At 35.2% G+C, this 13,750-nt stretch carries 7 protein-coding genes and 1 tRNA gene; 3 read left to right on the top strand and 5 right to left on the bottom strand.

What is annotated here, in order from left to right:
* The first annotated feature begins 410 nt into the window (after positions 1-410).
* Complete coding sequence (gene gltB, locus ACO05S_RS17550; protein ID WP_421919318.1) at positions 411-4,931, top strand: glutamate synthase large subunit; 4,521 nt, start codon at positions 411-413, stop codon at positions 4,929-4,931.
* 62 nt (positions 4,932-4,993) lie between these two features.
* Entirely contained in the window at positions 4,994-6,415 is a 1,422-nt protein-coding gene (locus ACO05S_RS17545) for a glutamate synthase subunit beta (RefSeq protein ID WP_421919317.1), read from the top strand.
* Positions 6,416-6,649: 234 nt separating this feature from the next.
* On the opposite strand, the gene ACO05S_RS17540 is transcribed toward ACO05S_RS17545, so the two are convergent.
* Entirely contained in the window at positions 6,650-8,284 is a 1,635-nt protein-coding gene (locus ACO05S_RS17540) for a hypothetical protein (protein ID WP_421919316.1), read from the bottom strand.
* A gap of 748 nt (positions 8,285-9,032) precedes the next feature.
* Here ACO05S_RS17540 and ACO05S_RS17535 point away from each other — a divergent pair.
* Entirely contained in the window at positions 9,033-9,548 is a 516-nt protein-coding gene (locus tag ACO05S_RS17535) for a DUF6155 family protein (RefSeq protein ID WP_421919315.1), read from the top strand.
* Positions 9,549-9,854: 306 nt separating this feature from the next.
* On the opposite strand, the gene ACO05S_RS17530 is transcribed toward ACO05S_RS17535, so the two are convergent.
* From ACO05S_RS17530 to ACO05S_RS17515, 4 genes are all read right to left on the bottom strand, one after another.
* Positions 9,855-9,936, bottom strand: a tRNA-Leu gene (locus tag ACO05S_RS17530).
* A gap of 188 nt (positions 9,937-10,124) precedes the next feature.
* The gene (gene nhaA, locus ACO05S_RS17525) at positions 10,125-11,456 is read right to left on the bottom strand and encodes a Na+/H+ antiporter NhaA (protein ID WP_421919314.1); all 1,332 of its coding nucleotides are present in this window, start codon (positions 11,454-11,456) and stop codon (positions 10,125-10,127) included.
* Positions 11,457-11,595: 139 nt separating this feature from the next.
* A complete protein-coding gene (locus tag ACO05S_RS17520) occupies positions 11,596-12,255 on the bottom strand; it encodes a response regulator transcription factor (RefSeq protein ID WP_421919313.1) in 660 nt (219 codons plus the stop codon).
* A complete protein-coding gene (locus ACO05S_RS17515; RefSeq protein WP_421919312.1) occupies positions 12,256-13,512 on the bottom strand; it encodes a sensor histidine kinase in 1,257 nt (418 codons plus the stop codon).
* Positions 13,513-13,750 lie beyond the last annotated feature (238 nt).

The raw sequence follows: 13,750 nt of genomic DNA, 5'->3' as shown, positions 1-13,750 counted from the left end.
TGTCCTGTTTTAAGGATAGTTTTTGCTCAAGCATCACTTAACATTAAGCTAAAATTAACATTGTACTTGTTTTTTATTAGAGGTTTTGAAATGATAATTTGTAATTGCCTGATTTTCATGAAAACCTTTGCATAAAAAAATATGACTTTTTTCATGTTTTAAAACGTTTTCGACTATTAGCTAAACAATAATAGTTGCTTAGTAGCTTTTTTTTAAGTTATATTTGTTGCAACGGATTAAACAAGCTTAAATTTTTATCTCTACACTTTTAGAATGTTTTCTTAAATAGACTACGACAAACGGATTCATTGTGTCGTTGCTGATTAGTCGAGAAAGTTGGGGACTTTTTCGTTACTCAATGTCTTCCTAAAAGAAAAATCATGGCCTGGCTTCGCACTTAATATATGCCTATGCGAAACCTTAGACCAAGCCGACAGGGTCTGTACGACCCGATGAATGAACATGACAATTGTGGAATTGGCTTTGTAGCCAACATTAAAGGAAAAAAATCGCACGAAATTATTACGCGCGGTCTGGAAGTTCTGTGTAACATGGAACACAGGGGTGCTCGTGGTGCTGACAATGTAAGTGGTGATGGTGCTGGTATTTTAGTGCAAGTACCTCATAGTTTCTATAAGAAAATCGGAATTAAACTTCCTTTGCCTCGAAAGTATGGAACAGGTTTAATATTCCTACCTCAAGATGAAACTGAAGAGAAGTTTTGTATTGAGGTTCTTATTCAAATTCTGCTAGAAGAAGGATTGGAATTTCTTCATTTACGTGATGTACCAACGGATACAAATGCAATTGGAGAAATTGCAAGACATTCTGAACCAGTAATAAAACAAATCTTTGTTGGAGGAAATTATGAGCAAGATGATTTAGAACGTCGTTTGTACCTTGCCAGAAAACAAGCGGAGAGTTATGTAAGAGCAAGCAAGATGAAAGAAAAAGAGATGTTTTACATCCCTAGCTTATCTTCTAAGGTGCTCGTTTATAAAGGAATGTTTGCCAGTGATCAACTGGGAAAATACTTTGAAGATTTGCAGGATCCAAGATTGGAATCTGCTATTGCCATGGTACATTCAAGATTTAGTACCAATACTTTCCCATCATGGGATTTGGCGCAACCATTTCGTATTGTTGCCCACAATGGAGAGATCAATACCATTAAGGGGAACAGATTGTGGATGCAAGCCCGCGAATCATTGCTAAAATCGGAACTATATGGCGAAGATATAAAGAAACTTTTCCCTGTAGTAGAGCCAAATAAAAGTGATTCTGCATCTTTTGACAACGTATTGGAATTTCTTTTTTTAACCGGAAGAAGTTTACCGCATGCTCTAAGTATGATGGTTCCGGAATCGTGGAATGAAAAGAATCCAATTCCAGATAGTTTAAAGGCCTTTTACGAGTATCATTCAACCTTTATGGAACCTTGGGATGGTCCGGCTTCTTTGGTGTTTTCTGATGGTAGATACATTGGTGGAACTTTAGATAGAAATGGATTACGTCCTTCTCGATATGTCATCACACAAGATGATATGATTGTGATGGGGTCTGAAGTTGGAATTCAAAACTTTAGAGCAGAGGAAATTAAGGAAAAAGGTAGATTGCGTCCTGGTAAATTATTATTGGTTGATACTCAATTGGGTATTATCATTCCTGATCAGGAAGTAAAATCGCAATTGACCTATAGAAATCCTTATCAAAATTGGTTAAAAGAGAATCGATTAGATCTTAAGGCAATTCCTGTGGAAAAACGTGTTCCATCTGATATTGGCGATCATTTTGAGCTTTGTAAAGACGTTTTTGGTTATTCGAAGGAGGATTTTGAACGAATTATTTTACCTATGGCTATTGGAGGTCAAGAACCGGTTGGTTCTATGGGTAATGATGCACCTATTCCAGCCTTATCCGAAAAACCACATTTGTTATTCAATTATTTCCGACAACTCTTTGCACAAGTTACCAATCCACCTATCGATTCAATTCGTGAGAATCTGGTAATGGATTTGACCAACTATATTGGGGCGGTTCAAAAGAATCTCTTGGATGAAACGCCACAGCATTGTAAATTGATTCGGTTTAAAAGTCCTTTGATTACCAATACAGATCTTGGAAAAATCAAAAAACTTAGACATGAAGAATTTAGACATGCAACTCTTGATATGCTATTCAAAGCGGCGGATAATGGTAAAGGCTTGGAAGATGCTTTGGATTCTCTATGTAAGTTAGCCGAAAAGGCAGTGGATGATCATAAGAACTATATCATTCTTACAGATAGAAATGTAAGTAAAACAATGGCTCCTATTCCGGTATTGTTGGCGGTTGCTGCTATTCATCACCACTTGATTAAGAAGCGTAAGAGAATGCAAATTGGTTTAGTGGTGGAAACAGGTGAAGCTCGTGAGGTGAGCCATTTTGCGCTATTAATTGCTTATGGAGCAAGTGTTATCAATCCTTATATGAGTTATGCCGTAATCGACAGATTGGTAAAAGAAGGCAGAATCAGTCTTGAATACAAATCAGCTAGAAAAAATTACATAAAAGCAGTAGATAAAGGTTTGCTGAAGGTAATGTCGAAAATGGGAATTTCAACAATTGGAAGTTATTTGGGAGCGCAAATTTACGAAGCCTTAGGTATCAGTAATGATGTAATAAGTAAGTATTTTACTGGTACTCCATCTCGAATTGGTGGAATAGGTTTAAAGGAAATATCCGAGGAAATGTTATGCCATCATAAAAAAGCATTTACGGAGAAAGATCCTTTTGAAAATCAGAATCTACTAGTTAACACTGGAACAATTCACTACCGGAAAAATGGAGAGAAACACAGTTGGAATCCTGAGTCGATAGGTTTGTTACAGTGGTCGACAAGAACAAATAACTACGCTAAATACAAAGAATATTCCGCTTTTGTAAATTCTGAAACAAGAAACCCGAATTTCTTACGCGGCTATTTCGATTTTAAATCAAATCCAATCGATATATCTGAGGTTGAGCCTGTAGAAAATATTATGAAGCGTTTTTGTACTGGTGCCATGTCTTATGGATCAATCTCTAAAGAAGCACATGAAGCATTGGCCATTGCAATGAACAAGATTGGAGGCAGAAGCAATACGGGTGAAGGTGGGGAAAGTGCCAAGAGGTTTTTCTCTGGTGCACGTAGTTCAATTAAGCAGATTGCTTCGGGAAGATTTGGAGTGAATACGGCTTATTTGGTAAACGCAGATGAGTTACAAATTAAGGTAGCACAAGGTGCAAAACCAGGAGAAGGTGGACAGTTACCAGGATTTAAAGTGGATAAGATTATTGCTAAGTTAAGAAACTCGACCCCAGGAATTACATTGATCTCTCCCCCTCCACATCACGACATTTATTCGATTGAGGATTTGGCTCAATTAATTTACGATTTAAAGAATGTAAATCCAACAGCATGTGTAAGTGTGAAATTGGTATCTGAAAATGGAGTTGGTACGGTAGCAGCTGGAGTTGCCAAAGCTAATGCTGATTTAATTGTAATTAGTGGTGCCGAAGGTGGAACTGGTGCGAGTCCGTTGAGTTCTATCAAAAATGCTGGTTTACCAGTAGAGTTAGGATTGGCTGAAACGCAGCAAACGCTTGTATTAAATGATTTAAGAGGCAGAATAAAATTACAAACCGATGGTCAACTGAAGACAGGTAGGGATATTATAACCATGGCTTTGTTAGGAGCCGAAGAGTTTGGTTTCGCAACCAGTGCATTAGTGGTTCTTGGTTGTGTAATGATGCGAAAATGTCACTTAAACACCTGTCCCGTTGGAATCGCAACTCAAAATAAAGAATTAAGACAAAAATTTCTGGGGCGCTCAGAATGGGTAATTAATTTCTTCACATTCCTTGCAGAGGAATGTCGTGAATTAATGGCTGAACTGGGTATCAGAAGATTTGATGATTTGGTTGGAAGATCGGATCTGTTGGTAAAAAGAAAAGATATCAAAAAATGGAAGGCTGAAACTGTTGATATTCAGAACTTACTTCATTTACCTGCCACTAATGGCCATGAATTATGTGGAGTAAATGCTTTTGTTAAGTCGATTGGAGAAGTTTTGGATCATGACTTAATCAAACAATCTGAAAAAGCACTGCATGATGGAGAAAAAGTATGGATTGATTCTAAAATCCGAAATACTAATCGTACCACAGGAGCCATGTTATCTGGTAAAGTTGCTGCTTTAAAACCAAAACGAGAATTAGAAGAGGATACCATATATTGTCGATTTAGAGGTTCTGCAGGACAAAGCTTTGGTGCTTTTTTAGAAAAGGGAATTACATTTAAATTAGAAGGAGATTCGAATGACTATTTTGGAAAAGGTCTTTCAGGAGGAAAAATTATTATTCAACCTCCTCACAAATCAATTTTTCTACCCGAAAAACAGATTATTATCGGGAATACAGCTCTGTATGGAGCCACTGGCGGCGAAGCGTACATTAGAGGTATGGCTGGAGAACGTTTCTGTGTGCGAAATTCAGGTGCAAAAGCGGTAGTTGAAGGGGTTGGCGATCATGGTTGCGAATACATGACAGGAGGACGCGTAGTGATTCTTGGTCCAACAGGCAGAAACTTTGCTGCGGGTATGAGTGGCGGTATTGCATATGTTCTAAATACAGAAGGTAAGCTGGATTATTTTTGCAATCAGAGTTTGGTGGCTCTTGAGTTAGTGGAATATCTGCAGGATATCCATGAACTACAAGCCATGATTCATCAGCACTTGCTGTTTACTCAAAGTAGTGTTGCCTCTAAGGTTTTAACGCATTGGGAGGAATATCTGCCTCATTTTATGAAAGTTATTCCTTACGAGTACAAAAAGGTTTTGGAAGAGAATAAATTAAAGAAGATTCGTCGCAAATTGAAACAAGCACAATCTCAAACAGAGTTGCATGAATAGAAGAGAGAATAAGTAATGAGTAATTGCGAAAATGTAATTCGCAATTCATAATTGATTTGATTATGGGAAATCCAAAAGGTTTTTTAGAGATAAAAAGAAAAGAGGCCGGTTATCGTCCGGTTAGAGATAGAATTGGTGATTTTGGAGAGGTTGAGCAAACTTTAAACTTGGAAGATCGAATTGATCAGGCTTCAAGATGTATGGACTGCGGTATCCCTTTTTGTCATTGGGCCTGTCCTACCGAGAGCAAGATTCCGGAATGGCAGGATGCTATCTACAGAGAGAATTGGGAAGAAGCTGCAAACATTCTTCAATCTACCAACAGTTTTCCTGAATTTACGGGTAGAATTTGTCCTGCACCATGCGAAAAATCTTGTGTTTTGGCTTTGCATCAATCCCCGGTAACCATAAGGGAAAATGAAGCTTCGGTAATTGAAAAGGCTTTCGATTATGGATATATAAAAGCGAGACCTGTAACAAAAAGAACTGGCAAAAAAGTAGCAGTTATTGGATCTGGTCCTGCGGGTTTGTCTGTAGCCGATCTTTTAAATCAGGCCGGGCACAGTGTAACTATATTCGAAAGGGATGATGCAATAGGTGGTTTACTTAGATATGGTATTCCGGATTTTAAACTAGATAAGCATGTTATCGATAGAAGATTAGATTTATTTGTTGAAGAAGGAATTGAGTTTAAAACCAATCAGGATGTTGGTGTTAATGTTTTGTTTTCGGATCTTGAAAAAGAGTACGATGCTATTTGTCTTGCTATTGGTGCAATGAAAGCTCGTGATTTGCCGATTAAGGGCAGAGAACTCTCAGGAATTCACTTTTCAATGGATTTTCTAAAGCAACAAAACAAAGTTGTTCGTGGTACTGAATTTAGTAAGCAAGAAAGAATCTCTGCAAAGGGAAAAAATGTTATTGTGATTGGAGGAGGAGATACCGGTTCAGATTGTGTTGGAACTTCAATTCGACAAAAGGCTAAATCGGTATTGCAAATAGAGTTACTGCCGAAACCACCTGCTGAACGCAAAGAAAATAACCCTTGGCCTTATTGGCCAAATACTTTAAGAACTTCAAGTTCTCATTTGGAGGGGTGTAAGCGCCGATGGTCGCTTAGTTCGAAAGAATTTAAAGGTAAAAACGGAAGTGTTAAGGAACTTCGTATTGTTCAGGTGGAATGGAAAAAGAATAGTAATGGACAATATCAAATGGAGGAGATTGCAGGATCGGAAGAAACACTTTCGGCTGATTTGGTCTTATTAGCGATGGGCTTTGTTCATCCGGTTCACGAAGGTTTGGTTAATGAATTGGATGTTGAGTTGGATTCCAGAGGTAATATAAAAACCGATATCAATGGTCAAACCTCTAATAAAGAAGTTTATTGTTGTGGAGATGCTACCACCGGGGCAAGTCTTGTTGTTCGTGCTTTAGATAGTGGACGAAAAACAGCTTATTCAATTCATAAACATTTAATCAAATAACGTTAGACTATAAGTTAACACTAAACATAGGCAGTTAAGTGTGAGAACCGATAGCTGTTCAAATATAACTTATCGGTTCTTCTTTATGATTTTATCGTACAGAAAAGGAGCGTTAATTTACTAACGCTCCTTAATATTAATTTAAATCTAAATTTACTTTCGATATTTACAACCACTACAAATATCAAAATCCATTAAAAATTTGCACTTATTTAATAGTTTTGTTAGATGCAATTAAGGGTTAGACATGTTTGTTTGACTCACTGTTGCAATATTTCCCAAGCCATACTGACTTACAAAACTTTCATGTTTAAACCCTACCTGCTCAACTGTAGTTGTGTTAAAAGAACCATCCTGGATCAATTCAGAATAGTTTATAATACCTTCTTGAGTAAGTGAAGCTATATTTGTATCACCATTGCTCTGCATTACAATTGAGGAATTCAACAAACCGTCTTGAACCACATCGGCAACAGAATTTGTAACATTATCTTGCATAATACCAGAGTAGTTGCCAAGTCCAAATTGATTTGCGCTTGCAACATTATCTGCTCCTCCGTATTGATATGTTTCTGAAATGTTTAACCAACCTTCTTGAACAACTAAAATTTGATTGTTTACACCAACAATTTGTTCAGTATATGCATGGTTGGCTATGCCATCTTGTAATACATCAACAGAATTATCTTCTCCTCCTAATTGAACCATACCAGCATGGTTAAATGCGCCTAATTGTTGTGCATAAACTCCATTGTTATCTCCCCCTACTTGAATTGCTACTGCTTCATTGTAATTCCCTAATTGAACAAGACCTGCCCAACTTGAGAAGTTGCCGTATTGCTCAATACTTGCAAGATTTTCTTTACCAATTTGAATCATTCCGGCATAGTTTGAGCTACCACCATATTGAACCGTAGATCCAATGTTCCCATCACCTTCTTGTCCAACATATGCTCTAATTAACGAACCACCATGTTGTTTTGCCATTGCCATATTATCATCTTGGTATTGTTCAATTTCAATCATATTTTCGCTCCCATACTTTTGACTAGCGAATGCCTTGTTGCCATTACCATTTTGAAATACGGTAGCCTCATTATAATCACCATCATATTGATCAACATCAGCTAAGTTCGAATTTCCTATTTGAGCTACAAGAGCGTATGCATGCAACATATTATTTTGAGTGATGTCTGCCTGATTAAATTCACCAAACTGTCCAATAGTTGCATTATTTTGAAGTCCTGACTCTTGATGAATTGATGCAATGTTGTTAAACCCAAATTGCATAACATCAGCAAGCGAGAAGAAATTATCGTACTGTGTAATGTAAGATTCATTCGCCTCACCTACCTGAAGAACATTTGCTATATCCCACACACTTTCTTGATCGACCATAGAGAAATTATTTTTTCCGCGTTGCTCGACATAAGCCTCAACCCAAGTGCTGAACCATTGGTAGATTTCAGACCAGTTTTCGCCAAATTGCAAAACATCAGCAATATTGTCCTCACCCATGAGTTGCGAAATTTTTGAATAGTTATTACCATACTGATCTACATACGCCTTATTGTTATCCACAATAATTTGTGTGATGAATGATTTATTCTCCATAACTTGTTTAACCTCTACGAGATTATTCAATCCTAATTGGAATATTTCAGAATAATTTGACTTACCAAACTGAAATAGATTAGTAGTGTTGTCATCTCCAATTTGCTCAATAATACTTTTGTTAAACTCACCAGTTTGAGTAATTGTTGCTTTATTTTCAATACCATTCTGACCTAATACAGACCAATTGATTTGCGCAAACGAGGCGCCAGTAGTTAAAACTACCACCATTAAAATAAACATTAATTTTTTCATCGTTGAAATTTTAGGTAAAAGTGAATACTTAGATAAATAGAACATTAAGTGGTTGTTTGTTTTTGTTCATTCTTTATCTAATGACATAATTATTTAAAAGTTTAATTTTTTAAATATTAAAATGTACCTATCGAAAATAGGTTGACAAGTTAGATTCGATAAGTGTATTTTCATTAAAGAGAGTATTGTAATAGATTTTACTTGATATTCATTCGAATAATAAAACAAACTATTGTGTGAATTAATTAGCTTTAGGCCTCCCAAAGAGTCATTTAATCGGGAAGAAATCGAAATCTGTAAATTATTTACAACATTTCGTTCTGTTCGTTTTTCGGGTTTTAAAAGCATTTTTAAATAGTGCAAAAATGTTAGATTTTGAGCTTGATGTAAAAGATTTAATCCATACATCATGCTTGCAACATAAACTGGGTTTGAATTAGTTGATTTTACAGAAATAAAGCTAGTGAACTATTTTCGTAAAACTTATGTGCATTACATTAGTTTCTTTATTTTGATGATGTATGAACAAAATAAAATGATAAGTGATTCTTAAGTTTCTAATTTTATTAATAATACTTAAACATACTTGTTTTATGACTAATCATTATTATAAGCTTATAAATCTGGATTAGTCAACAATAAGCTGAAGTATTCCTTTGAGCACAATGGCATATTTAAACAGGAATAATGAATATAACAGTTAAATTGTAATGATGATGTATCTTTGCAATAATCGAGATCAAATAATATGAGTAAAAAAGATTTAAAAGAATACTTACATCAACTCACAAAAGAGCAGCTGCAAGATCAGCTTTTAGATTTATATGACAGATTTAAAGATGTAAAGGAATTTTATGATTTTGCTTTTAATCCAAACGAAAATAAACTTCTGGAAGAATGTAAATTTAAAATTTCCAAGGAGTACTTTCCTGTAAATGGAAGAAAAGCAAAAATGAGGCGTTCGGTAGCACAAAATTATATCAGGCATTTTAAACGCTTGGGTGTAAACCCCTCACTAATTGCCAATGTCATGCTTTATAATATTGAGATAGCACAAACCTTTACTTCAGGACAATGTATCAAACAGGAATCTTTTTATAAAAGTATGCTAAAATCATTTCAAGAGGCAATAAAGTTTATAGAAGTTAAAGGGTTGAAAAAGGAATTTAAGGATCGTATCGAGAATATTATCGAGGAAAGCATTGAACAAAACTGGATAAATAGTAAAGGTTTTGAAATGTGTATAAGTAGTTCGCAAAATTAGTAAGCTGAAACAATCTTAATCATTTGAGTTTATTCTTCTTTAAAATACCAACCTTGCGGCTTGGAAATGCCTCTATTTTTTGACTGACTAAACTCAGAATATTCACAACAATTTAAGACGCACGGTATCAGTAAATATTTTCCCACTAATCTGATGGAATCCACAAAATCAAAACAATCGTTACCGTTCATGCTTAATAATTATTTTAAGCATGCACTTTTCATTTTAAAGATGCTCGTAATTGACTAAATAGAACTGTATTATTACTAAAATAAAAAAGGATCAACTTACGCTGATCCTATTGTGTGCGGATGAAGGGACTCGAACCCCCACGCCCAAAGGCACTAGATCCTAAGTCTAGCGCGGCTACCAATTACGCCACATCCGCATTGCGATTGATTGCGGTGCAAATATGGTAGATTTTTTCTATTCTTACAAATCATTCTGATAAATAACTCCTCTGTACAAGCCTATTTGTGGGTGTTTATAAATAAAACTTCCTGATAAACAAGTCCATTAAGAATGATGTACTACTATAAAAAAATTCTCAATGCAAACTTAAACAGTCCTGAAGTATTATTCTTTTTTAATGCAAAATAACTTTAAGATTAAGAATCCCACAACTCCTGACATGAATGAAGCAATCAAAACAGCAAATTTGGCGAGGCTTAATACTTCATCATCGAAAAATGCCAGCTGGGTAACAAAGAATGACATTGTAAATCCGATACCACCCAGAAATCCTATTCCTACAATCTGAGCCCAACAGATTTCACTTGGTTTTTGAGCGATTTTAAACTTAACAGCTACCCATGAAAATACAAATATTCCAAGTGGTTTTCCAACAAATAAACCAGCAATGATTCCTAAGGAAATGGGTTCAATTACTCTGCTTGTTAATTCGGTATCAATAATTACACCTGCATTGGCAAATGCAAAAAGAGGTACAATTAAATAGGCCACCCAGGGATGAAACAAATGCTCTAATCGTTGCAAAGGTGAGATTACCTTTAAACAATTGCTTTCGATAGAACTTACGGTGGCTTGTATAAACTTTTCGTTTGGCTTTTTCTGTAACTCTGAGGTTTTGGCTTTTAAATTCTGTAAGAGCTCTTGATTTGATCCAATAAAATCAAAAAGATTTCTACTGGCTCGTGCAGGAATGGTAATTGCTAATAGAATCCCTGCCAAGGTTGCATGAACACCAGATTTTAGAAGAACATACCAAAGAAATACTCCGAATATCAGGTAAACCGTAATGTTTCTTACTTTCAGGGTATTAAAAAGCCATAATACTGCATAAATTCCACCTCCGTATAGTAAATAAATCCAATCTATTTCGTTGGTGTAATAAAGAGCAATTACCATTACTGCTCCAATATCATCAACAATTGCAATAGACGTTAGCAATAACTTTAGAGAGGTGGGTATTGTTTTCCCTAATAGGATTAAAATACCAAGCGCAAAAGCAATATCGGTGGCCATAGGCACTCCCCATCCATGTGTGCCTTCGCCTTGTATGTTAAAACTAACATACAGCAAGGCTGGAATTAACATTCCTCCAATGGCTCCAAAAAATGGCAAACTTGCTTTTTTTACTGACGAAAGTCCACCTGTAAGCAATTCTCTTTTTATCTCTAAACCAACTACAAAAAAGAATACTGCCATTAAACCATCGTTGATCCAATGCAGAAACGATTTTTTCAAAATCCAATCTCCAAACTGAATGCCTGAATAATTTTTCCAATAAGCAATAAAAGACTCACCAAGAGCAGAATTAGAGATAGACAAAGCTAAAATGGTAAAGAACATTAATACAATACCACTAAATGCCTCTAATCGAACAAATTCGGCCAACGGATCTTTGATCCTGCGAAAAATTTCTGTCTTTCTTAAAAATTGAATCATCATTATATAATTTTATTTTTTTCTCGAATGCAAAATAGGCTGAAAGTAATAGTTTACTAGGCATTAAACAATAGGGATATCCCTACTTCAAGTCTTTTAAATTTAATAAATAATCTTGCCGATATATTGCTCGTAACAATCACAAATCGAAGTTTACAATTTGATGTTTAAATGCATAAATCACCAAGTTTACTGTATTGTATGTTCCTGTTTTTTGAAATAAACTGCTTTTGTGTTTTTCTATGGTCTTTGTACTTAAAAAGGTAGCTTCTGCTATTTGCTTATTTCCAAACCCTTTACAGATCAATTCAAGAACTTCCTTTTCTCTTTCGGTAAATTCAGGTAGTTCGGCTCTTTGTTTTTTCTTTTTACGAAGCAGGTATAGTTTATCCGATAGCAGACTTACAATTTCATCTGAGAAATAATTGCCACCTTCATATACCTTAACTATAGCTTTTTCAAACTCTTCTATCTCGGCAGATTTAAGCATGTAGCCCTCCACACCTGCCATCAGCATCTTTTCCAGATAATCATTGTCGAGAAATGTTGTTAAAGCAATAATTTTAAGATTAGGATTTATTTCAAGTGCTTTCTGGCTGGCTTCTACCCCATCAATTTTTGGCATGTTGATGTCCATAAAGACAATATCGACCATATGATCTTTTAATAGTGATAAAAATTCACTACCATTTGAAGCTTCAGCAATTATTTCTACAAACTTGAAGCTTTGTAAAAGCATTCGAAACCCATCCCGGAATATCTTGTGATCATCAACTAATATTATTTTTATTTTATCCATTTAATTCAATTTTAATTCGCTCAAAGCAAATTCTATCCTTATTTTAAAGCCTTTATCTTCGGCTGTTTTTATATGGCATATTCCGTTTATTGATTCTACTCTTTCTATGATGTTTAGCAAGCCCATTCCGCCGTTTTCTTTCGTTTTAATCGCATCGAAATTAAAACCAATACCATTATCGGAATATTGCAATACCAAATGCTTTTTCCCTGACAATTTAATCGTAATACGGCTTGCATTCGCATGCTTTAGAGTATTGTTTATCAACTCGCTGCAAATTCTGTAAATAACAATCTTTGTATTTTGCTCAGGTTCGGCTTTAAATTCTTTCAAATCCAAATCAACATCCAGATGGTCGAGATTGTGGATTTTATCAGCCAAACGCTGTAATGATTCTTGCAAATTATATTGGTTTAAAACAGATGGATTCAAATTGTTAATCACCTCAGATACGGTATCCAGCGCTTGTTTTGAAAGTTGGTTGATTTGAATTGCTTTATTGTTGGAAGTTTGGTTACCTGATAAATCTTTACCAAGCATTTTGCCATATAAGCTTATACTCGACAAAATAGCCCCTAATCCATCGTGTAATTCTCGTGCGATTCTTTTTCTTTCCCGTTGTTCCACCGACATGGTGTTTCTAAGCAGTTGAAGATGCGCTTGTGTTAGGGAATTCATTAATTTCATAACCACAAACAAACTTACACCCAATAAAATCAATAGGAATGCCAGAAGTACAAAAATATTCTGTTTAAATTTTTGGTTGGTCTGATTAATATATAGATGCAATGCTTTTTCGTAATTGGTAAAAGCATTGGTAAAAAGTTTCATTTGGCTTTCCAGGTGGTTTTGCTTGATTTTAATGTCTCCCCCCTTATCAACAACAGGTTTCAAGCCGGACACGGAGCCTTTTAATAGTGACAATTCCTTTGTAAAGTTTTTATTTTCCTTTGATTTAACACCAAACTCTTTCGAGGCGATTGCTTTAATGTTATCAATATTTTGAAAAGCACTGTTAAAAAGAGAATCGATTTTTATTTGACTGATTGGATTTTTTCGATTTTGATCGCTTGCAAATTCGATTCTTACTTCGAATATCTTTATTTCAATCTTTTCCGAGTTTTCAACCAGGTTTATATGCTCCTTGTCGAGTTCGGAACTACGATACAAAGTATAAAGAATAGCTGCAATGGCAACAATACTAAAACCCACAAGTACCATGGCAACTTTCTGTTTCACAAAGAATTTGCTACTCATTCTTATCAAGATCTAAGTTCAAGTTTAACTCAAATCTAGTAATAATTTTATTTTTGCCCTTTATACTCTTTAACTATTTGACCAGAGAGAAAAGCTTCCAATTGCCTTAAATGTTCGCATCATTTTTAATTATGAACCGGAAGCTTTTCAAGAGAAGAACCTTATCTTTTTTAATTAATAACTGCTTCCTTTTTATGGTTTTCTCCCCTGATCTAATTGATGTAGTTTTGTTTTTAAT

It is taken from the genome of Marinifilum sp. (assembly GCF_965230805.1).
GTDB lineage: Bacteria > Bacteroidota > Bacteroidia > Bacteroidales > Marinifilaceae > Marinifilum.
The sequence above is the reverse complement of the archived record's forward strand: the minus strand, read 5'-3'. Positions and strand labels throughout refer to the sequence as shown.